General features: G+C 31.0%; 19 protein-coding genes, 1 pseudogene and 1 riboswitch. Of the genes and pseudogenes, 7 read left to right on the top strand and 13 right to left on the bottom strand.

All coding sequences use genetic code 11. From position 1 onward, the window contains the following. Window positions 1-13: 13 nt before the first annotated feature. The 7 genes from QZ286_RS07675 (at window position 14) to asnA (ending at window position 7,511) form a co-directional block, all read left to right on the top strand. Complete coding sequence (locus QZ286_RS07675; protein WP_291256374.1) at window positions 14-1,261, top strand: methylaspartate ammonia-lyase; 1,248 nt, start codon at window positions 14-16, stop codon at window positions 1,259-1,261. Window positions 1,262-1,338: 77 nt separating this feature from the next. Then, window positions 1,339-1,605: a citrate lyase acyl carrier protein gene (gene citD, locus QZ286_RS07680; protein ID WP_291256375.1), complete on the top strand. Its 267-nt coding sequence runs from the start codon at window positions 1,339-1,341 to the stop codon at window positions 1,603-1,605. A 13-nt stretch (window positions 1,606-1,618) separates the two neighbouring features. Continuing rightward, window positions 1,619-2,491, top strand: a complete 873-nt coding sequence (locus QZ286_RS07685) for an aldolase/citrate lyase family protein (RefSeq protein ID WP_291256376.1) — start codon at window positions 1,619-1,621, stop codon at window positions 2,489-2,491. 21 nt (window positions 2,492-2,512) lie between these two features. Continuing rightward, on the top strand, window positions 2,513-4,054 hold the full coding sequence (gene citF, locus QZ286_RS07690; RefSeq protein ID WP_291256377.1) for a citrate lyase subunit alpha: 1,542 nt from the start codon (window positions 2,513-2,515) through the stop codon (window positions 4,052-4,054). A gap of 103 nt (window positions 4,055-4,157) precedes the next feature. Continuing rightward, window positions 4,158-4,769: an acetate uptake transporter gene (locus tag QZ286_RS07695; protein WP_291256378.1), complete on the top strand. Its 612-nt coding sequence runs from the start codon at window positions 4,158-4,160 to the stop codon at window positions 4,767-4,769. 51 nt (window positions 4,770-4,820) lie between these two features. Then, window positions 4,821-4,908: riboswitch (SAM riboswitch) on the top strand. 87 nt (window positions 4,909-4,995) lie between these two features. Further along, window positions 4,996-6,150 carry a methionine adenosyltransferase gene (gene metK / locus QZ286_RS07700; RefSeq protein ID WP_291256379.1) on the top strand — a complete coding sequence of 385 codons (1,155 nt, stop codon included), beginning with the start codon at window positions 4,996-4,998 and terminating at the stop codon, window positions 6,148-6,150. Window positions 6,151-6,515: 365 nt separating this feature from the next. Continuing rightward, on the top strand, window positions 6,516-7,511 hold the full coding sequence (gene asnA / locus QZ286_RS07705) for an aspartate--ammonia ligase (protein WP_291256380.1): 996 nt from the start codon (window positions 6,516-6,518) through the stop codon (window positions 7,509-7,511). Between the two features lie 54 nt (window positions 7,512-7,565). Here asnA and QZ286_RS07710 read toward each other — a convergent pair whose 3' ends face one another. The 13 genes and pseudogenes from QZ286_RS07710 to QZ286_RS07770 form a co-directional block, all read right to left on the bottom strand. Beyond that, entirely contained in the window at window positions 7,566-8,195 is a 630-nt protein-coding gene (locus tag QZ286_RS07710; RefSeq protein WP_291256381.1) for a hypothetical protein, read from the bottom strand. Then, window positions 8,188-9,333 carry an ATP/GTP-binding protein gene (locus tag QZ286_RS07715; RefSeq protein ID WP_291256382.1) on the bottom strand — a complete coding sequence of 382 codons (1,146 nt, stop codon included), beginning with the start codon at window positions 9,331-9,333 and terminating at the stop codon, window positions 8,188-8,190. Before QZ286_RS07715 ends, QZ286_RS07710 begins: the two co-directional genes overlap by 8 nt. A gap of 375 nt (window positions 9,334-9,708) precedes the next feature. Beyond that, window positions 9,709-10,041 carry a thioredoxin gene (gene trxA / locus QZ286_RS07720; protein WP_291256422.1) on the bottom strand — a complete coding sequence of 111 codons (333 nt, stop codon included), beginning with the start codon at window positions 10,039-10,041 and terminating at the stop codon, window positions 9,709-9,711. 49 nt (window positions 10,042-10,090) lie between these two features. Then, window positions 10,091-10,936 (bottom strand): dihydropteroate synthase, encoded by an 846-nt coding sequence (gene folP / locus QZ286_RS07725; RefSeq protein WP_291256423.1) that lies wholly within the window; start codon window positions 10,934-10,936, stop codon window positions 10,091-10,093. 3 nt (window positions 10,937-10,939) lie between these two features. Then, a pseudogene (locus QZ286_RS07730) lies at window positions 10,940-11,350 on the bottom strand (GNAT family N-acetyltransferase); the annotation flags it as partial. Next, a complete protein-coding gene (gene folK, locus QZ286_RS07735) occupies window positions 11,340-12,176 on the bottom strand; it encodes a 2-amino-4-hydroxy-6-hydroxymethyldihydropteridine diphosphokinase (protein ID WP_291256383.1) in 837 nt (278 codons plus the stop codon). The pseudogene QZ286_RS07730 and the gene folK, both read right to left, overlap by 11 nt. Window positions 12,177-12,186: 10 nt before the next feature. After that, the gene (gene folE, locus QZ286_RS07740) at window positions 12,187-12,738 is read right to left on the bottom strand and encodes a GTP cyclohydrolase I FolE (RefSeq protein WP_291256384.1); all 552 of its coding nucleotides are present in this window, start codon (window positions 12,736-12,738) and stop codon (window positions 12,187-12,189) included. Between the two features lie 70 nt (window positions 12,739-12,808). Beyond that, complete coding sequence (gene glyS / locus QZ286_RS07745; protein ID WP_291256385.1) at window positions 12,809-14,875, bottom strand: glycine--tRNA ligase subunit beta; 2,067 nt, start codon at window positions 14,873-14,875, stop codon at window positions 12,809-12,811. 13 nt (window positions 14,876-14,888) lie between these two features. Next, a complete protein-coding gene (gene glyQ, locus QZ286_RS07750; RefSeq protein ID WP_291256386.1) occupies window positions 14,889-15,758 on the bottom strand; it encodes a glycine--tRNA ligase subunit alpha in 870 nt (289 codons plus the stop codon). Then, window positions 15,755-16,225, bottom strand: coding sequence for a signal peptidase II (lspA, locus tag QZ286_RS07755; RefSeq protein WP_291256387.1), 471 nt, complete (start codon window positions 16,223-16,225; stop codon window positions 15,755-15,757). Before lspA ends, glyQ begins: the two co-directional genes overlap by 4 nt. 8 nt (window positions 16,226-16,233) lie before the next feature. Continuing rightward, window positions 16,234-19,035 (bottom strand): isoleucine--tRNA ligase, encoded by a 2,802-nt coding sequence (gene ileS, locus QZ286_RS07760; protein ID WP_291256388.1) that lies wholly within the window; start codon window positions 19,033-19,035, stop codon window positions 16,234-16,236. Next, window positions 19,035-21,443 (bottom strand): sensor histidine kinase, encoded by a 2,409-nt coding sequence (locus QZ286_RS07765; protein WP_291256389.1) that lies wholly within the window; start codon window positions 21,441-21,443, stop codon window positions 19,035-19,037. The genes ileS and QZ286_RS07765 overlap by 1 nt, the downstream gene beginning before the upstream one ends. Before the next feature lie 5 nt (window positions 21,444-21,448). Further along, window positions 21,449-23,614, bottom strand: a complete 2,166-nt coding sequence (locus QZ286_RS07770) for a Tex family protein (RefSeq protein ID WP_291256390.1) — start codon at window positions 23,612-23,614, stop codon at window positions 21,449-21,451. Between the last annotated feature and the right edge of the window lie 16 nt (window positions 23,615-23,630).

The following is a 23,630-nucleotide window of genomic DNA, read 5'->3' on the forward strand; positions in this document are numbered from 1 at the left end:
GGAGGAATATATTATGAAAATTATAGATGTTGTTTGTTCTGCAGGAAAAACAGGTTTCTACTTTGATGACCAAAGAGCTATAAAATTAGGAGCTAAACATGACGGAATGTTTTATCTTGGAGATTCTGTTACTTCAGGATTTGAGAGTATTAGACAATCTGGAGAATCTATCTCTGTACAATTGATTTTGGAAGATGGACAAGTTGCTTTTGGAGATTGTGCTGCTGTTCAATATTCTGGAGCTGGTGGAAGAGATCCTCTATTTCTAGCAAAAGATTTTATCCCAGTTATTGAAAATGAGATAGCACCTAAACTAGTAGGTAGAGAATTAGATAATTTTAAATCTTTAGCTGAAGAGTTTGACTCAATGAGCATCGATGGAAAAAGATTACATACAGCTATCAGATATGGAATAACTCAAGCTCTTTTAGATGCTGTGGCTAAAGCTAGAAAGGTTACTATGGCTGAAGTAATTCAAGCTGATTATAATACAGGGATCAAAATTTCAAAAAGACCTATATTCACTCAATCTGGTGATGATAGATATATAAATGCTGACAAAATGATAATCAAGGGAGCTGATGTACTTCCTCACGCTCTAATCAATAATGTTAAGGAAAAATTAGGTGAAAGAGGAGAGATACTGCTTGATTATGTAAAATGGTTGAGAGATAGAATAATTGCTAAGAGAGTTAACCCTGAATACTACCCTATATTCCATATAGATGTATATGGAACTATTGGTGCAGCATTTGATTGTGACACTACAAAAATGGCAGATTATATCTCTACATTAGTAGAAGCTGCTAAACCATTTAAATTAAGAATTGAAGGTCCTATGGACGTTGAAGATAGAGATAAACAGATTGAAGCTCTAGCTGCCCTAACAGCAGAGGTTGATAGAAGAGGTATTGAAGTAGAATTAGTTGCAGATGAATGGTGTAATACTCTAGAAGATATTAAACTTTTTGCTGATAAAAAAGCTGGTCACGTAGTTCAAATAAAAACTCCAGATTTAGGTGGAGTAAATAATATAGCTGATGCTATACTTTACTGCAATAAAGTGGGAATAGGTTCTTACTGTGGTGGAACTTGTAACGAAACTAACAGATCAGCTGAGATAACAACAAATATTGGAATGGCTTGTGGAGCTTTACAAGTACTTGCTAAACCTGGAATGGGTGTTGATGAAGGATTTATGATAGTTTTCAATGAGATGGCAAGAGTGGAAGCCCTAGTAAATAGAAGAGCAAAAAAATAGTATTTTTAATAGAGAATTTTAGTAAGAAGGTGGTTTGTTACTACCTTCTTATCTTTATAATATTTTGAGGTGAAACAATGACTATAAATAAAATAAGTAGATGTGGAACATTGGAATCTAATGATATCTTTATAATTCTTGCTCCTGGAGAAAATGGTATAGAGATCGAGTTAGAAAGCAGTGTTGAAAAGCAATTTGGAAATCATATAAAAAAAGTTATCACTGAAAAACTTTTAGATCTTGGAGTTAAAAATGTTCAAGTTCAAGCACAGGATAAAGGGGCTCTTGATTTCACTATCAGAGCACGTATTGAAACTGCTGTAAATAGAGGACTTGCAAAATAGGGAGTGATTTGTTGTGAAATTGAGAAGAACTATGTTATTTATGCCAGGGAACAATCCTGGTATGTTACAAACAGCCACTGTCTTTGGGGCAGATGCTGTAATCTTTGATTTGGAAGATGCTGTTGCTCTTGGAGAAAAAGATGCAGCCAGAGTCCTAATCAGTGAAGCTTTAAAAACTATAAACTATGATGATATTGAAGTAGTTGTCAGAATAAATCCTCTATCTACATCTTTTGCTGAAAAAGATATTGATGTAATTGCTAGACTAAAACCTGATGCTATACTTCTGCCTAAAGCTTGTCCCGAAGATATTACTGTTTTAGATAAAAAATTAACAAAAATAGAGAGTGAAGAGGGGATGGAAAATGGAACTATTAAGATACACCCCTTAGTTGAAACAACTTATGGAGTTGAAAAAGTATATGAAACAATCAAAGCTAGTCCTAGAGTTATCTCTGTCCTACTTGGTGGAGAGGATCTAGCTGTGGATCTTGGAGTTAAGAGAACAAAAACTTCAGATGAATTACTCTATGCTAGAACAAAGATTGTAAACGCTTGTAAAGCTTGTAAAGTTGATGCTATAGATACTCCCTTCACTGATACCAATGATCAAGATGGACTTTTAGCAGATACTTTAAAAGCAAAAACACTTGGTTTCACTGGAAAATTGAGCATAAATCCTAGACAGATTGATATTATTCATAAGGCTTATGCTCCTTCTGAATCAGAGATCAATTACGCTCAAAGAGTTATCTCAGCTAAAGAAGAGGCTGAAAAAGAGGGGCTTGGTGTGTTCTCTTTAGATGGAAAAATGGTGGATCTTCCTATCATCACTCGGGCTATACAAACTTTAGACACAGCTAAATTAATGGGGCTTATTGATTAATTTTAAAGGGGGATGTTTTTGATGAAAAATATTTTAGGAAGAGAGATTCCTGATTTTATAGATGGATATGGAGAGGTTACTCATTATGAAGGGTACCTAAAAAAAAGAGATGGTGAAATTAAAAGAAACCATACCTTCAAAGTTGCAACACCTGAAACTAACAAACTTTTTTATGATTTAAACAGTTTACTAGATCAACTTCCATTAAAAGATGGTATGAAAATCTCATTTCATCATCACTTAAGAAATGGAGATTACGTTTTAAATTTTGTAATGGAAGAGATAGCTAAAAGAGGATATAAAGATATCACTTTGATGGCAAGTTCTATCTTTCCTTGTCATAAACCACTTGTAGAATACATTGAAAACAAGGTTATTACACAGATATATGCTGGATATATTTCAGGTCCTGTAGCTCAAGCTATATCTGATGGAAAATTAGAAAAACCTGCTGTTATGCATACTCATGGTGGAAGAGCTAGAATTATGGAGAGTGGTGAAGTTGAAATTGATATCGCCTTTGTTGCTGCTCCTACATCTGATGAATATGGAAATATCAATGGGGTAGATGGAAAATCAGCCTGTGGTGCTTTGGGATATGCTCACTCTGATGTAGAAAATGCAAATATAGTTGTGGCTATAACTGATAATTTAGTTGAGTTTCCAAATACAACTATTGAGATCAATCAAACTCTTATTGACTATGTCCTTGTAGTTGATGCTATTGGTGACCCAAAAGGAATTGTCTCTGGAACAACACAGATTACTAAAAATCCAATTGGACTTAAGATTGCTGGTCTAGCTGCTAAATTTATTGAGCAGTCTGGATATTTAAAAGATGGAATGAGTTTTCAAACTGGAGCTGGTGGAATCTCCCTTGCAGTTGCTGCTGAAATTAAAAACCTTATGAAAAGCAAAAACATAATTGGTAGCTTTGCTTCTGGTGGAATTACTGGTTATATTGTTGATATGTATAAAGAGGGGTTATTTAAAGCTCTATTTGATGTGCAATGTTTTGATTTAAATGCAATCAAATCAGCTAAAGAAAATCCTAACCATATAAAAATGTCAGCCTCTATGTATGCTAATGTAAATAATAAAGGGGCAATTGTCAATAAATTAGATGTGGTAATCCTTGGAGCAACTGAGATGGATACAAATTTCAATGTCAATGTTACTACAGGATCTGATGGAGTGATTATGGGAGGATCTGGAGGTCATAGTGACACTGCTGCAGGTTCAAAACTTTGTATCATAGTTTCTCAGCTTGTCAATGCTAGAATCTCTGTTGTAAAAGATAGAATAACTACTATTACTACTCCTGGTGAAACTGTTGATGTTTTAGTTACTGAAAGAGGTATAGCTATAAACCCATTGAGAAAAGATCTAGTTGAGAGATTTAAAAACTCTAAACTTCCTATAAAAACTATTGAAGAGTTAAAAGAGATTGCTGAAAATATGACTGGAAAAGAGGAGCCATTAGAGTTTGAAGATAAAATAGTTGCTCTTGTACAATATAGAGATGGTTCTATACTTGATGTTATAAAACAGATAAAAAGATAGTGTTTTTCATTATTTTGTAATTAATTTCATTATTTTATTGACAATATTTAGAAAAATAGATAAAATACTCCTTGTATTTAAATTTTATATTAAGGAGAGTTAAATGAAAGAAATTAATTATGTTAAACACGAAGTTGCAGATCCTTCTGCACTAGGACTTTTTGGACTTGCAATTGTAACTTTAGTTGCATCAGCTAATAAGTTTGGAATTGTTAGTGGAGTATCTTTAGTGGTACCTTGGGCTGTATTTTTAGGAGCTTTTGTTCAACTTATTGCATGTTTAAATGATATTAAACATGGTAATGTTTTTGGTACTACTGCTTTTGGTGGATATGCCTTTTTCTGGTTTGGTATGGCTATGAGCTGGATGATTCAATTGGGAGTTTTTGGAGAAGGAATGAAAGCTGCAGCTGATCCTAAAGCTTTTGCATTTGTATTTTTAGGTTATTTAATTTTCACAATATATATGACTATTGGAGCAATAGAAACTAATAAAACTCTATTAATTATCTTTATTTTTATAGATCTTTTATTTTTAGGGTTAACTCTTTCTTCTTTAGGAATAGCTTATCACGCTACACACCTATTAGCTGCAATAGCTGAATTATCAATAGCTTTATTCTCTTTCTATGGTTCAGCAGCAAATGTTTTAAATAAAACTTTTGGTAGAGAGTTTTTACCTTTAGGTAAACCTTTAGGAATACTAAAAAAATAAATCTTGATTTTTTTAGTATTTAATGATATAATAATTTGAAAATTAAAATGTAACCCATCAAGAGAGATTGAGGGACTGGCCCTATGACATCTCAGCAACCTGCTTTTTAAGTGTGGTGCTAACTCCTGGTAGATGGCTGAGAATATAAGTCTGAACTTTATTCCCTTCATCTCCTAGGTGAAGGGATTTTTTATAGTATTTTGTTTAATTTTAGGAGGGAAATTTAATGAAAAATTTAACTTATTTCACATCTGAATTTGTATCACCTGGTCACCCTGATAAAGTATCTGACCAAATATCTGATGCTGTATTAGATGCTTGTCTTGCTGATGATCCTAATTCTAGAGTAGCATGTGAAGTTTTTTGTACTACTGGTCAAGTTATAGTTGGTGGAGAGATAACTACTTCTACATACATTGATATTCAAGATATCGTTAGAAGTAAAATTGATGAAATCGGATATAAAGAGGGAATGGGATTTGACTCTAACTGTGGTGTTTTAAATGCTATACACTCTCAATCTCCTGATATTGCTATGGGTGTAGATGTTGGTGGAGCTGGAGACCAAGGAATAATGTTTGGAGGAGCAGTTAAGGAAACTCCTGAATTAATGCCTTTAGCTCTAGTTTTAGCAAGAGAGATCCTAGTTAAATTAACTAGAATGACTAGAAGTAAAGAGCTTAACTGGGCAAGACCTGATGCTAAGTCACAAGTTACTTTAGCTTATGATGAAAATGGTAAAATTGCTCACGTTGATACAATAGTTCTTTCTGTACAACACAATCCTGATGTAACTCAAGAGCAAATAAAATCTGATGTTATTGAAAAAGTTATAAAACCTGTATTAGAGTCATATAACTTAAATCCAGCTGATGTTAAAAAATATCACATCAATCCTACTGGAAGATTTGTAATCGGAGGACCTCACGGAGATACTGGACTTACAGGTAGAAAAATAATAGTTGATACTTATGGAGGATACTTTAGACATGGTGGAGGAGCTTTCTCTGGTAAAGACCCTTCAAAAGTTGACAGATCTGCAGCATATGCAGCTAGATGGGTAGCTAAAAACATAGTAGCTGCTGACTTAGCTGATAAGTGTGAAGTTCAATTATCTTATGCAATAGGTGTAGTAGAACCTACTTCTGTAAAGGTAGATACATTTGGAACAGGAAAAGTTAGCGAAATTGAATTAGCAGAAGCTGTAAAAAATGTATTTGACTTAACTCCAAGAGGAATTGAAAAATCTCTAGAATTAAGAAGTGGAAAATTCAAATACCAAGATCTAGCAGCATTTGGACATATTGGAAGAACTGATCTAGATATTCCTTGGGAAAAAACAAACAAAGTTGAAGAGTTAAAAAAAGCTTTAAATAGATAGTTTACTATAGAAGTTATAAGGGCTAAGTTCTTATAACTTCTTTTTAATTTCTAAAAAAATAAAAAGAAATTTTAATTTTTTCTTGACTTTTAAATTAAAAAATAGTATTCTAAATACATAAGTTTTAATTTAATCCTATTTTAGATAATATTGGAGGCAGAAATGAAGATTTTTTCAATAAAATATACTGCACAATTTAATAATAATAATATGTCGAGGTTTGGACTTAAGTAGATTTTTCTACTTGTGGTACAAATCCTTTTTCACTTAAACGATTTGTACCCGACCTTGTTTGTAAAGATAAGCCATTCGGGTACACCGAGTGGCTTTTTATTTTATATAATAATTTTTAAGGAGTGATAAAAATGATTAAACAATATGATTGTAAATTAAATCTATTTGAAACTGAAGTTGCCATAAAAAAAGTAAAAGACTTTTTTGAGAGAGCCTTAGCTTATGAATTAAATCTAACTAGGGTTTCTGCCCCTCTATATGTTAGAAAATCTTCTGGATTAAATGATGACTTAAGTGGAATTGAAAGACCTGTTAACTTTGACACTCACTGGGATAAAGAGGAGGAGTATCAAATTATTCACTCTCTAGCTAAATGGAAAAGAATGGCTTTAAAAAGATACGAATTTCCTGTTCACACTGGATTATATACTGATATGAATGCTATTAGAAGAGATGAGGATTTAGATAATATCCACTCTATGTATGTTGACCAATGGGACTGGGAGCTTATAATCAATAAAGAGGAGAGAACTACAAAAACTTTAAAAGATATTGTTAGCAATATATATAAAGCTCTTAGAAAAACAGAGGAGTTTATCAATAGAGAGTATCCTGTATTCTCAACTAAACTTCCTGAAAATATATTCTTCATAACTTCACAAGAGCTAGAAGATGCATATCCTGAACTTACACCTAAAGAGAGAGAGAATGCTATCTGTGAAAAATATAAAGCTGTATTTATATCTCAAATTGGTAAAACTTTAAAATCTGGAAAAAAACATGATGGAAGAGCTCCTGACTATGATGACTGGGAATTAAATGGTGATATCTTAGTATGGAACCCTATATTAGAGCAAGGTTTTGAACTATCTTCTATGGGAATCAGAGTTAGTGAAGAGACTCTTCAATTACAACTTAAACTTGATGGAAAAGAGGAGAGAAAAGAACTTCCATTCCATAAATCTCTACTTGCAAAAGAGCTTCCATATACAGTTGGAGGAGGAATTGGACAATCTAGAATATGTATGTTCTTCTTAGAAAAACTTCATATTGGAGAGGTTCAAGCTTCTATTTGGCCTGAAGAGATGGTAGCAGAGTTTGCTAAAATCGGAGCTCACTTCCTATAATATATAAAAAACAATAAGAGGTTAAATAACTGTATATTTAGCCTCTTTAATTTTTTATTTAATATTAAATTCAATATTTAAAACATCTTTTAAATATTCTAATAAATATGTTAAATTACTTTGAACTTTCATTATATTTTCTTCTTTAAAAATACCTTTATTTAATCCTTTTTTCAAATAATAAAGATTATTTTCTTTAAATTTTTTCTTAGCTATTGTATAGATAGCTCCCTTAACTACTAATCTTTGGTAAATATCCTCTTTACCTTTAGATTTACCACTATATCCCAATTCAGAAGCTAAATCATTCACTTTATAAGGTAATGTTGCTATTTGCCAAGTTTCAATATTTTTATATGTTAAAAATATATTATTTTTTATATTTAATTTTTCTAATAAAGTAATTAAATCAAATAATTTTTCTTTTTCTCCTGTATGAGCACTTGCTCTATCTAAATCAGCTATTATTATAACTATATCATATAAAGACTTATTTTTATTAAGCTCTCTAGTAAAAGCAAAATATCCTCCTCCGTTAATATTATCAATATCTAAATGAAGTGAATATCCTTCATCTTTTAACAATTCTTTAAAATAAAATTTTTCTGTAGCTCCTTCTACAAGAAATTTAATTCTTATTAATGGTTCTCTGGTTCCTCTTTTATCTATTCTCTTCTTAGCCATTTATACCACCATATTTTCCTTTTAGAAAATCATGATATAAATTTTCTTTTTCACTTCTTATTTTAAATTCTGATAAAGAATATAATTCTGATGATAAATTCTCTTTTTTATTTACAATATATATCTGTTGAGGTTCAAAAATATTATTATCAAAAAGGAAAAGGTTATGTGAAGTAACTATTAATTGTCCATTTATATTATTATCTACATTAATAAAATTATTAAATAATTTTATTAAAGAAATAGTACTGATAGAAGAATCTAGTTCATCAATTATAATAGTTTTACCCTCATAAACTTCTAATAAATCAAGCATTAAGTTTATTATCTTTCTTATTCCTTCAGATTCATTTCCTAAATAAAATTTATTTTTACTTCTTTCTCTTAAAAAGTACATATCATATACAATCTCATTATTAGCAGTTCCAAGCTTTTCAAATTTTAAATCTTCAATAGTATAGTCTAATAATTTTATAATTTGTAACACTTCTTCTTTTTTATCTTCCAATCTTAATTTTATATTTTCGTTAATAAGATTTGGAGTATCTTTAGCTTCATAATTTATTCCTTTATTTCTTTTGATTTTTACATTTTCTAAAGATAAAATAAAATTATTAATTTCTTCTAATTGAAAATCTCTTAATTTTTTTAAAATAGTTTCTGTTGATATGATAGAAAAAATTTTATTAACTTCTTTAGGAAGTTTTTTAGAAAAAAGAGTATCATTTTTAAACTCATAGATTATCTTATCATTACACTCTAATTTTTCATATATTAGATTTTCTTTATTAAATTCAATAGAGTAATCATATGTATTTTCTTTTTTATCTAAAATTCCAATTTCAAATTTAATAGTATTAGAATCATAATTTAAATTTTTTTCATTAAAATCTTTAGGAAGATTTATTCCATTAAAAATAATATCTTTTAACCTCTCTAAACCTAATATAAGATTTGTTTTTCCAGAAGCATTAGCTCCAAATATAATAGCTGATTTCATTACTCTATTAGTTTTATCTATATAAAAATTTTTTTCATATTTAGTATTTTTTAATCTAGTACCTAAATAAGCTGTTAAAAATAAATCTTGTATTTCCTTAAAAGAACAAAATCCACCAACTGAAAAATATAACAACATATCTTCCTCCTATTTATCCATTATTATCTATTTTACCATTTTTTTCTATAAAGATAAACAATTTTCATGATTATAATTCCATATTTGTTTAATACTATTTTTGACTAAGTTTTTTATATTTATGATACACTTAATTTTGGTGGAATACTTACTAACATACATATATGCTAAACTATTATTTTTCATTCCTTTAATTAATTTAATTGATTGACAAACCTAATTTTATTATATCAAAGAATATTTTTTGTCTATGCATAGCCTTCCACTTCCTTTGACCACTCACTCAGCAAGTGGTTTACTTTATAAAAAAAAGGAAAAAATTACTTTTCAATTTCAGTAATTTTTTCCTTTTTTAATTAATTTATTTTATTTTTATTATGATCTTGAAAAATCTATAACGTCTTCTCTTGAAGAAAGTCCAACTAATTTATTTGTAACTTCTCCATTTTTGAAAAGTAATAGAGTAGGTATACTCATAACTCTAAATTGAGCTGCTAACTCCTCTTCTTCATCAATGTTTATCTTAGCGATCTTTACAGTTCCTGCTAACTCTCCATCAACCTCTTCTAAGATTGGTGCTAAAGCTTTACAAGGTCCACACCAAGATGCCCAGAAATCAACTACTATTGGTTCTTTTGATTGTAATACTTCCTTTTCAAAGTTTTCTTTTGTTATATGTAATATTGCCATTTTATAAACCTCCTTAATATTTTTCAATCTATACTATTAGTATACACTATTTTTCCGTTTTTGTCTATTATCTTCTTATAATTCTATCTGCAACCATAGCTGCTCTTTTATTGGATAATACATCATGAACTCTAACTATATCCACACCTTTTTCTATACCTATAACTGTAGTTGCAACTGTCCCATCTACTCTCTCTTCAGGGGCTACCTCACCTAATATTGTACCTATAAATCTTTTTCTTGATGCACCTAAAAGTAATCTTCCTAAATCTCTTAATTCCTGTAATCTTGACAATACTTCTAAATTCTCATCTATCCCTTTTCCAAAACCAATTCCAGGATCCAATATAATTTTTTCCTTAGAGATTCCATAATTTTCAGCTATTTTATAAGTTTTTTCAAAAAACTTTTTCATAGTTGTAATTATATCCTCTCTATATTCTTTTCCATTCTGATTGTGCATAGCAATCACTGGTACATCATATTTTTTTACCACTTCTGCCATCTCTCCACTATCATATTGTAATCCCCATATATCATTTAGTATATGAGCTCCAGCTTCAAAAGCTGCCTTTGCTACCCTATGTTTATATGTATCTATAGAAACAACAGCCCCCAATTCAACAACTTTTTTTATAACTGGTACTACTCTATCTATCTCCTCTTCTGCACTTATCTCAACATATCCAGGTCTAGTAGATTCACCACCAATATCTATTATGTCAACTCCCTCATCTATCATCTTTTTGGCATGTTCTACAGCTTTCTCTAGGGTATTATGTTGTCCTCCATCAGAAAAAGAATCAGGAGTTACATTTAAGATACCCATTATTAAAGTCTTTTTACCAAGTTCTATCTCTTTATCTCTACATTTTAATACCTGTACTTCTCTTCTATTTTTTTTATATACCATGGGTACAAATCTAATCCCTTTTATATTCTGCTCCTCATCTGTAACTGTAAATCCCATCTTTTTATAGATATTTACAGCATTTAATGATGAGTTTACTGTTATCTCATTCTCCTTAGTCAAAGATAGTACTTTTTGAAAAAGCTCTTTCCCTATTCCCTTTCTTTGATAGTACTTTTTTACAAAGAACAAGCATATGTGTTGTCTATCTTGCAATCCAATTATTCCAACTAACTCTCTTCTGTCATAAGTTCCATATATTTCAAATGAATTAATTAATTCTCTACAGTCTAAAAATTTTCTAAACTCTTCGACACCTGAACGATTATAGTTGAATGCCTCACTCTCTAAAAAAACGTCCCAAACAAGTTTTAACGCCTTATTTATCTCTAATTTTTCAAGCTTCCTAATCTCCATTTTTTACCCCACTCTCTTTTATCTTTCTAGCTAACATTGAGATACTCTTTCTTTCCAATGGATGAATGTAATTTGGAGCAATCTCTGCTAGTGGATCTAGTACAAACTCTCTTTCACATATCCAAGGGTGTGGAACAGCTAAATTATCTTCTCCTATTACCTCATTATCATAGAATAAGATATCAATATCTATTATTCTAGGCCCCCACTTTATCTCTCTCACTCTTCCCATTTCTAACTCTATTTTTAAAATAGAACTCAAAAATTCTTGGGCTGTCATAAGTGTTTTTACTTCTAAACAAGCATTTAAAAAATTATCCTGCTCTATATAACCAAAAGGTTCTGTCTCTAGTATTGTACTTTTTTTAGTTACGGTTGTATCCTTCAATTCTCCAATTCTCTTGATAGCTTCTAACAGATTCTCTCTCTTTTCTCCCATATTACTTCCTAAAGAGAGATATATTCTATGCCATTTTCTCGTAATCTCTACAGCTACATTTTCAAAGTGCATCTGTAGTGGAGCCCACGGTTTTTTTACTGTGACTTTTACCTCTTTTACCAATTCATATTTTTTTAAAATCATCTCTGCTATCTCTTCAGCACAGCTCTCTATCAAATCCACACTCTTCTCAAGAAATAGTTTTTCTACATCTTGAGCAACTAACCCATAGTGAACTGATTTACTTAAATCTCCTGTTTTCCCAGCTTCTCTTGTATCTACAGTAAGCTCTAAAGATACCAAAAATTTTTGTCCCAATTTTTTCTCTTCAGGAAATACCCCGTGAAATCCTATAAACTCTAGGTTATTTATATATATTTTATCCATTATATCACCACTATTTTAATAAAGTTAAAACCTCTACTCTTCTATTTGTATCCTGTTCAAAGATTCCTCGATATGAAGTAGTTATTATTTGACTATTCTCTTTTTTAGCACCTCTCATTGTCATGCACAGATGTCTTGCTTTTATTATTACCATAACTCCTTGGCAATCAAGTGTATTGTATATTACATCTGCTAACTCACTTCCTAATCTTTCCTGTATTTGAGGTCTTTTTGCTAGTATCTCTATACTTTTGATAATATCTCCAAAACCTACTATCTTCCCATTTGGAATATATGCTACATCTATTGTTCCAAAAAAGGGTAGAAAATGGTGCTCACACATAGAGTAAAAGTCTATTGATTTTTCCATTACTAGATCATTACTATTCACTGAAAAATGTCTCTGTAAAGGTTCACTTGGATCCTTGTCAATTCCTGCAAATAACTCTGAATAACTCTGAGCAACTCTTTGTGGAGTCTCTCTCAATCCCTCTCTTTCTCTATCTTCTCCTATCCCATCCAATATGGCTTTAAAAGCTTCCTCTATCTTCTCTAACTCCATCTTCTCTTCCTCTTTCTATTATTTTAAAATTTTATAAAAAAGAGGATAACAATAGCTATCCTCTTTTATCTTATCTTTCTTCTATTTGATTTAAATCTGCCATCTTACTAAAGATATCAGTTAAAAATCTTAGTTGAGATAGTCTATTATTTTTAATAGTTTCATCTTTGTCCATAACTATTATTTTATCAAAGTAGTTATTGATTATATCTTTTCCAGTAGTTATCTCTTTTAAATATTTAGAATAATCTTTATTAGCTAAAGCCTCTTCCACTTTTTCACTTAAGTTCATTGAGAAGTTATATAACTCTTTCTCAATCTCCTCTTTAAATAGAGCTGTATCTACTGTCATATCTCTATGATCTTTTGAGATGTTTCCAACTCTTTTTAATACAGGTAAAAGCTCTCCAAATTCCTTCTCTTTTGCAAAAGCTTCAAGAGTTTTTACTCTCTCTAATGCCTCTACTATATTGTCATAATCTCTGTTTAACACAGCATCTATTACATCTTTACTGAATCCCATATCTCCAAAGATATTGATCTCTCTCTGCTTAAAGAACTCTAATACCTCTGCTTCAACCTCTGCTCTATCTCTTTTTAGTACTCCATCAGCTTGTAAAGTATCTAGAGATCTATTTACAAGAGCTTTTAAAGAGATATTTAATTTTGAATTGATAATTACATTTACAATTCCTAAAGCCGCTCTTCTTAAAGCAAATGGGTCTTTAGATCCACTTGGTATAACTCCTACACCAAAACAACCAACTAGAGTATCCAATCTATCAGAGATACCAGCTATAATTCCTTCCATCTCTGTAGGTAGTAAATCTCCTTGGAATCTTGGATAGTAATGCTCTTTTATTCCTAGAGAAACTTTCTCATTTTCACCTGATTTTAAAGCATAGTCTGCTCCCATAAATCCTTGTAATTTAGTAAACTCTTTCTCTCCAATCATATTTGAAACTAGGTCTGCTTTTGCTAAGTATACAGTTCTTAAAACATCTTCTCTTCTATCTGCACAACTTAATACGTCCACTAAATAGTTAGCTATCTCTCTACTTCTCTCTATTTTTTGGTATATAGTCCCTAAATCTTTTTGGAAAACAACAGTTTTTAATTTCTCTACATTATCTGCTAATGGGTGTTTTAAATCCTCTTGATAGAAGAATCTAGCATCTGCTAATCTAGCTGATAATACTTTCTCATTTCCTTTTCTTACATAATCAGAACTCTCTACACCATTTCTTACAACAACAAATTTAGGTAGTAATTTTCCATTATTATCTAAAATTGGGAAATATCTTTGGTGTACTTGCATTGATATTATTAAAACCTCTTGTGGTACCTCTAAGAAATCTGAATTAAAAGTTCCAACTATAGGACAAGGGTACTCTATTAAGTTTGTTACCTCATCTAATAGCTCATCTTCTATGTGTACTTGCTCTCCAGCTTCAGCACACTTTGCTACTAGATCTTTTACTAAAGCTCTTCTCTCATCTAGATCTATAATTACATTATTTTCTCTTATTTTTGTAAAATACTCATCTATATTTGATACTTCAAACTCTTTTCCAAAGAATCTATGTCCTCTTGATCTATTTCCGCTAGTTATTCCCTCTATTTCAAAAGGTATTACCTCTGAATCACATAGAGCTAAGAACCATTGAACTGGTCTTGCAAATCTTAATTTTTTATCAGCCCATTTCATTGATTTTGGGAAGTTTAACTCAAGAACTAGAGATTTTAATATCTCTGATAATAACTCTTTTGTCTCTCTTCCTTCCATAAATTTTCTAGTAGCTATATACTCTCCCTTTGGAGTTTCCACAATCTCTAATTGCTCAGGCTCTATACCTTGTGACTTAGCAAATCCAAGTCCTGCTCTAGATAGCTCTCCATTTACATAAGCTATACTCTTAGCTGGTCCCATATTTACAAGATCTAAGTCCTCCTGTTTTTCAGCTAAATTATGAACATCTAAAATAAGTCTTCTTGGTGTTCCATAAGTTTTTATCTCATCAAATTTAATTCTTTCTGTTTCTAATTTTGTTTCTAAATTATGTTTTAAATCATTTAATGCCTGCTTCAAAAATCTTGCTGGCAACTCTTCCATTCCAATTTCAAATAGTAATCTCAACGTTCTTCCTCCTCTATTTCTTTAATAATGGATATCCTAAATCTTTTCTATTTTGAACATAAACTTCAGCACATCTTCTTGCCAAGTTTCTAACTCTTAATATATATGCCATTCTCTCAGTAGTAGATATAGCTCCTCTTGAATCTAGTACATTGAAAACGTGAGAACATTTTAATACATAATCATATGCTGGTAATACTAATCCTTCATCTAGTATTCTTGTAGCTTCTTTTTCATACTCATCAAACCATTTAAAGTGTTTGTCTAAATCTGCTAATTCAAAAGAATATTTAGAATTCTCATATTCAAACTGGAATCTCATATCTCCATATTTAACACCAGGTGCCCACTCTAAATCATAAATATTCTCTTTATTTTGTATGTATAGTGCAATTCTTTCTAGTCCATAAGTGATCTCAACAGGAATAGGATCTAATTCTAAACCTCCTACTTGTTGGAAATATGTAAACTGAGTAACTTCCATTCCATCTAACCATACTTCCCAACCAAGTCCCCATGCTCCTAATGTAGGTGATTCCCAGTCGTCTTCAACAAAACGAATATCATGTTTTTCTGGCTCTATCCCCAATACTCTTAAACTTTCTAAATAAAGTTCTTGAATATTTAATGGAGATGGTTTCATTATAACTTGAAATTGGTGGTGTTGATATACTCTATTTGGATTTTCTCCATATCTTCCATCTTTTGGTCTTCTTGATGGCTCAACATATGCCACACTCCATGGCTCTGGTCCTAGTGACATAAGGAATGTATTTGGGTTAAATGTTCCTGCTCCTTTTTCTATATCATAAGGATTTCCTAATACACACCCTTTTGAACTCCAATATTTTTGAAGAGCAAAAATTATCTCTTGAAATGTCATTGCTTATCCTCCTCTTTTTCTCTCTTCCCTTTTAAAATTAATTGATCTAACAATATAAATATTACACCTATATTTATCCATACATCTGCAACATTGAATACATATGACCAGATACCTCTAAAGTCTACCATATCTACTACGTATCCTCTAAAAGCTCTATCTATCATATTTCCAACTGCACCTGACAATATATAGATAAATCCAAGCTTCTCTATAAAAGATAATTTATTTTTCTCTTTATATAAGTAATAAGCAATAGCTACAATTGCTATAATTGTAGCTACACTTATTATATCTAGTTTTCCTTGAAACATTCCAAAGGCAATACCTCTATTTTTTACATAAGTTATGTGAAAAAAGTTGTTTATCATAGGTATTGTCTCTCCCTCTAGCATATTTAAATCTATTAAATATTTAGACAATTGATCAATACCTACAAGTATCAAGATTAAAACTATATATATCATACTTTCTCCTAGTTATTATTTAATACAGCTGCACATCTTGGACATAGTGTTGGATGGTTGCTATCTTTTCCAATCTCTGTCGAATATTTCCAACATCTTTCACATTTTTCTCCATCAGCATGTACTACTTTTATGTATAGATCTTGTAACTCTTCACCTTTTACAAATGTATCATCAATAGCATCTACTATTTCAACATCTGATACAATTAAAGCTAATTCCAATCTATCTCTATTCTCCACTAAGAAGTTTTGCATTTCAGAGTTTGCAAAATGTAAAATTACTTTAGCATCTAAAGAGTTTCCAATTATTCTGTTCTCTCCTTGTCTTGCTTTTTCTAGCATCTTATTGCTCTCTTTTCTAATTTTTATAATATCTGCCCATTTTGCTTCTACTTCTGAATTTAGATACTCATCATTCTCTTCATACCAAGAGCTTAATAATACTGATTCTTCATCTTTTAAAGACTCTGGTAATGTATCCCAAATCTCCTCAGCTGTGAATGAAAGAATTGGTGCTATCATCTTAGTTAAAGTTAATAGTATCTCAGTCATTACTGTTTGAGCTGATTTTCTGTCTAGAGAGTCTGTTCCCTCTGTATAAAGTCTATCTTTTATGATATCTAGATAGAAAGCAGACATATCTACTCCTGCAAAATAGTGTATATCTTGGAATAAGTTATAGAACTCATATTTTTCATAGTTCTCAGTAACTTTTCTTTTTAAAATCTCCAACTTATTTAATGCCCATTTATCAATTTCCATTAAATCTTTATATGCTACTTTGTCAGTTGCAGGATTGAAGTCATTGCTATTTCCTAAAATATATCTAGCAGTATTTCTTACTCTTCTATATGCTTCTGCCATCTGTTTTAGAATGTTGTCAGAAATTTTTACATCTTCTCTATAATCTACTGAAGCACACCATAATCTTAAGATATCTGCTCCATATACTTTTATTACATCAGCTGGTACTACAACGTTTCCTACTGATTTAGACATCTTTTTACCCTCTCCATCATTTACAAATCCGTGTGTTAAGATCTTTTTGTATGGAGCATCATGAGTAGAACCTATTGATGTTAATAGTGATGTTTGGAACCAACCTCTGTGCTGGTCTGATCCCTCTAAGTACATATCAGCTGGTCTATGTAATAACTCTCCTCTAGTTTCTAATACAGATCTATGAGATACTCCAGAGTCAAACCATACGTCCATTATGTTTGTCTCTTTTCTTAGAGTTACTCCTTTTAAGTTATATTTCTCTAATAACTCTTCACCTATTAACTCCTCTGCTGTATGTGTTAACCAAGCAGCTGTTCCCTCTTTTCTAACTATCTCTACTATTCTTGCTAAGATCTCTTTATTGTATATCTCTTTTCCAGTCTCTTCGTTATAGAATACAGGAATTGGTACTCCCCACACTCTTTGTCTTGAGATACACCAGTCAGGTCTTGTCTCTAGCATAGATCCTATTCTATTTCTTCCCCAAGCTGGTACAAACTCTACATCATCTAATGCTCTTAGAGCTCTCTCTCTTAAGTCTGATCCCTCTGCTTTTACGAACCATTGCTCAGTTGCTCTAAATATTACTGGAGTTTTTGATCTCCAATCATGTGGATATGAGTGCTCTATATTTTTTAATTTTAATAGGTGTCCTGTCTCTTCTATATGAGCTACTATTGCCTTGTTAGCTTTTAAATAGAATAATCCTGCAAACTCTCCTGCCTCTTCAGTTAAAACACCTTTATTGTTGATAGGTGAGATTACCTCTATACCATATCTAGTTGCCACTACATAGTCATCTTGTCCATGCCCAGGAGCTGTGTGTACACATCCTGTTCCTGCATCAGCTGTAACGTGTGTTCCTAAGATTATCATTCCAGTTCTATCTATGAATGGGTGCTTATATGTTGTTCTTTCAATCTCATTTCCTATGAACTCTTTTATTAACTCATAAGATGTTATCTCCATCTCAGCAAAAGCTTTCTCTGCTAACTCTTTTGCTAAAATTAAGTTTCCTTTTTCAGTTTTATATACTCCATATTCAAAGTTAGGATTTAATGATATTGCCATATTCGCAGGTAAAGTCCATGGAGTTGTTGTCCAAATTACTACCCAAGTTTGCTCTGTTAATCCTAATTTTTCTAATAGATCGGAGTTAGCTTCCATTCTAACATAGATAGATGGAGATGTTACATTTTTATACTCTATCTCTGCTTCAGCTAGTGCTGTTTCTGTAACTGGTGACCAGTAAATTGGTTTTAATCCTTTAAATACATATCCATTTTCATAAAGCTCTCCAAATACCTCTAATTGTTTAGCTTCATATTCTGGTTTTAATGTTAGGTATGGATTTTCCCAATCTCCTAATACTCCTAATCTTTTAAATCCTTCTCTTTGGATAGATACCCATTTTAAAGCATATTCTGTACAAAGTTTTCTTATCTCTAATGGAGACATCTCTTTTGCTTTATCTCCTAATTGCTCAGTTACTTTTAATTCGATAGGTAATCCGTGAGTATCCCATCCAGGTATGTATGGTGCATTATACCCTCTTAATCTTTTATATTTTAAAATGATATCTTTAAGAATTTTATTCAAAGCATGACCTATGTGGATATCACCGTTAGCATAAGGTGGTCCATCATGTAATATAAATGATTTTGTACCTTTTGTTAATCCTTTTTCATAGATCTTATTTTCTTCCCATTTTTGAATAATTTTAGGTTCCTTATTTGGAAGATTTGCCTTCATTTGAAAACTTGTCTTCGGAAGGTTTAATGTTGCTCCGTAATCCTTTTCACTCATTATAAAATCTCCTCCTTATATATATTTAAAGTTATTTTTACGTCCGTTCCTTCATTCTCTTGAGATAAAATCTTAATTACTCCGTGGTGGTCCTTCACAATCCTTGATACTATTGCTAGACCTAGACCTGGAGAGTTTTCATTATAACCTACAAATGGTTCAAATACATTTTCTAACTGCTCTTTTGTCATTCCTATTCCATTATCGATTATATTAATTCTTATTTTATCCACATTTTTTTCTTTTGTCACTATAATATTTATTTTTTTATTATCTTGATTTTTTTTATCAAAAGATTCTTTAGCATTTTTTATAACTTCATATAGAGCTCTCTTTAATCTCGCTCTATTTCCTATTATCTTTCCATTATAGTTAATAAAAGTCGAGATGTTTATCCCTATTTTCTCCAATTTTTCCTCTACTCCAGAGATTACTTCTGAGATTATCTCCTCTATATCTATAATTTCAAGTGGTTCATCACTTTTTACATTGATGTACTCATTCAATATCTCTTTTTCACGCTTAAGTTTGATTATCTCATTTTTTATCTCTTGAATCTGAATTTTAAGCAAAATATTACTTTGATCATATTCAGTCATCTTCTCCATAAAATCTAGCATCTTCTCAAAGGAATTCTCCCTACTCTTAAAAAACCTCTCCACAAGTTTTCCTGTAGTTACAGCTCTTTCTAAGTCGATCTTCTCCTCTTCAATAGTTCTATTTTTTATTCTAATTGCTATATTTAGAGATAACAATGTTAGTAACTCAACCTCTTCTTGAGATATGTTGTTATCCTTCCCAAAATAATCAACTACTATACAACCATAGTTTCTCTTCTCACTATAGATTGGCATAATCAAAAATCTATTGATTCCAAAACTTTTAAATAATTCATTTCCTAAATTATATTTGTATCCTTTATCATTTTCGAAAATTATTCTTTTCTCCACAAGAGATTTCACAATTAAACTATCTGATTTAAATGGTATTTTTATAAGTTTTACAAGCTCATTCAATTCAGCTATTTGGAATTTAAACCCTGAAGTATTTCCTTCATTGTTTAATACCTCTCTTTTTACACGATTATTTATAACTGCCAACTCTCCTACTAATCTATCTGCTTCTCTACTATATCTAAAGTACATAGCACGACTATAGCCCAGCCCTACCTCTGAAGTAAAGGCTGACATTATCTCCTTTACAGTTACAGTCATATCATTTTCAATCTGTATATTCATCAAAATTCTTTCAATTGAATCCAGTCTTTTCAAAGTTCCCAAAAGCTTTTTATTTTTATTTTTTGCTTGTTCCTCATTATTTCTAATATCTTCAGCCATTTTATTAAAACTTTTTGAAAGAGTTCTTATCTCATCTACTCCCTCAGGTTTCACAAAAATCTTATAATTTCCCTTGCTTACCTCTTCAGCTGCATCTATTATCTTAGATAAAGGTTCCAAAAGATTCCCAAATAACTTTGCTGAAACAGTTGTACTAACTGCCACAAATAGAAGTATTATCATTATTACTGATAAAGATACTACTCTTTTCAATTTCTCAATAGCTTCATAATATATAGCCACTCCCATACTTCCTATATACTCATTTTTATAATCATATAGATCTGTCAAAGCTATATAATAAACCTCTTTATTGCTATCTTTCTTTTTATAAATATAACTAAATCTTTGAATAAAATTTCTACTTGGGTCTCGCTTCTTGATTGCTCTCATCTCATCTGTAAAATTAAGTCCATTAGAAATATATTTACCATCAATTAATAGTATTATACTATCCTCTTCTCCTAATCCTCCTACAGCTTCTAAAGCATTTAAAACATCTTGATTAGTTGGCATAGTCAATACAACATAGAGTTTTCTCGACCTTTCAACCTCATATCTCAATATCGTTCTAGAGTATATGTTATCCCCATTTTTAAAGAAATATGTGGCTTTTATCTCACCATCATTTTGAGCCACATTCTCTTTAAATCCAGTTTGATCTATGATTGTTTTTCTATGATTCTCATTTGATTCTGCCAATACAATTCCATCTTCATCTACTATTGATAGATTTGAATCCTTATACATGCTAAAGTTTTTCTTTAATAATCTAGTTTGAAGCATCTTTGCCTGTTGAGTATAGGTAAAATTTTTCCTAAAATTTCTATCACCCAAAGCCCCCACATTTCTTATTACTTGGTTAAGATCATCCTTAGACTTTAAAATCTCACCACTGTATGCCCTTGTTATTAAAGCTATCTTATCTCTAGCCGAATCTATAAATTTAGACTCAATATTTTGAAATGCTGTAAAAGTTAAAAAGAGGGCAATAGTGATTGATACCATCACTATTGCAATATCATTATAAAATACCATTCTAAATAAAAGAGAACTTCTACTTACCTTCATTGAAATTATTTCTCCTTCTTAGTTAATCCTACTCTCTCTCTCTCTTTATCAATATCTTTTATTCTTACTTTAATTATCTGTCCAACTGATAATACCTTACTTGGATCATCTATAAATTTATTTGAAATCTCTGAAATATGTAAAAGTGCATCATTTTTTAATCCAATATCTATAAAAGCACCGAATTTTACCACATTTCTAACTGTTCCTTCTATCTCCATTCCTGGTTGTAAATTATCTATGTTCAATATATCTGATTTTAAAAGTGGTTTCTCAAAACTATCTCTAGGGTCTCTTCTATCTCTAATCAATGCTTCATAGATATCCTTAACTGTCTCTAATCCATACTCTTTCTCTTTTGCAAATTTTTCATATGCAAAACCTTTTAATTTCTCTCTAGCTACATTTAGATCACTCTTGTAGTCAGCTATTGAAATTCCTGCTTCTGTCAATATATCTGTTGCTATATGATAAGATTCAGGGTGGATTATTGTATTATCCAGTACATTCTCTCCATCAACTATTACTAGGAATCCAGCCATTTGCTCATAAGCTTTAGCTCCAATTCCCTTAACTTTTAATAGTTCTTTTCTATTTTTAAAGTTTCCATTCTCTTTTCTATAATCAACTATATTTTTAGCTATATTTTTCTTTATTCCAGAGATATGTGATAGTAAAGCCCAAGAAGCTGTATTTAGATTGGCTCCTACACTGTTTACCACATTTGTTATAACAGCATCTAGTGAATCATCTAATCTTCCTTGATTGACATCGTGCTGATACATTCCTACCCCTATTGATTTTGGATCAATTTTTACAAGTTCTGCAAGTGGATCTTGAACTCTTCTTCCTATAGAGATAGCTCCTCTAACTGTAACATCTAGATCTGGAAACTCCTCAGCTGCAATTTTAGATGCTGAATATATTGACGCTCCAGCTTCGTTAGCTATAAGATATTTAGCTGGTAGATTGTATTTTTTTATAACTCCTGCTACAAAGCTCTCAGTCTCTCTAGAAGCAGTTCCGTTTCCTATTACAATAATATCAATCTCATATTTTTTCACATAGTCAACAATCTTATTCTCAGCAGTTTCTAGTTGTTTGGCATTATGCATATCTGCCACTAAAAAGAAAACGTCTTTCTCTCTATAAAATCCATTCTTATCTATAATTGCTACTTTACATCCTGTTCTATAACCAGGGTCTAAAGCTAATATATTTTTTTCATTTAAAGGTGCTTGCATTAAAAGATTTTTTAAGTTATCCTTAAATACTGCTATCGCCTCTTCTTCAGCCTTATCAGTAAGAATATTTCTCACTTCTCTCTCTATAGCTGGTAATATCAATCTATCTAAAGCATCTACAACAATCTTTGAGTATAGATCCTGTAAATTTTTATTTTCAAAATCCTTCAATATAAGGTTTTCTACTCTAGCTCTTACCTGTTCATCAAAATCAATTGCAGTGGATAATATATCTTCCTTCTCTCCTCTATTTACAGCTAAAATTCTATGAGAGGGTATCTTAGCTATAGGTTCGCTATATTGGTAATAATCTGAATATACCTTTTTTATATCCAGCTCTCTTGCCTTTTTACTCTCTTTAGTTACTAATATTCCCTTGGTTAACATTATCTCTCTAATTTTTTCTCTGTATATTGGAGTTTCAGATATATTTTGTGCTAAGATCAACATAGCTCCTTCAATAGCCTCTTTTTCATCAGCTATCTCATCAGTTAAAAACTCCTTAGCCTTTAACTCCAAGTCCTCCATTGATTTAGCTTTTAACATATACTCAGAAAACGGCTCTAAACCTCTTTCCTTTGCTATATCTGCCTTTGTTTTTCTCTTCTTTCTATAAGGGAAGTATATATCTTCAACCTCTTGAAGTTTTGTTGCAGAAAAAACAGCTTTCACTATATCATCAGTTAATTTTCCTTGCTCTTCAATTAATCTGATTACCTCTTCTTTTCTCTTCTCTAAGTTTCTTTGATATGTAACTGTTTCTAGTATTTTCCCTATCTCTACCTCGTCAAGATTCTTAGTTACCTCTTTTCTATATCTTGCTATAAAAGGTATTGTTGCACCTTCATCTAAAAGTTGCATTGTATTAACTACTTGTACTGTAGATAAATTTAATTCTTTAGCCACTTGTTCAAATATCTTATCCATTTTTCACCTTTGTTTT

The organism is Fusobacterium sp. (genome assembly GCF_019012925.1).
GTDB lineage: Bacteria > Fusobacteriota > Fusobacteriia > Fusobacteriales > Fusobacteriaceae > Fusobacterium_A.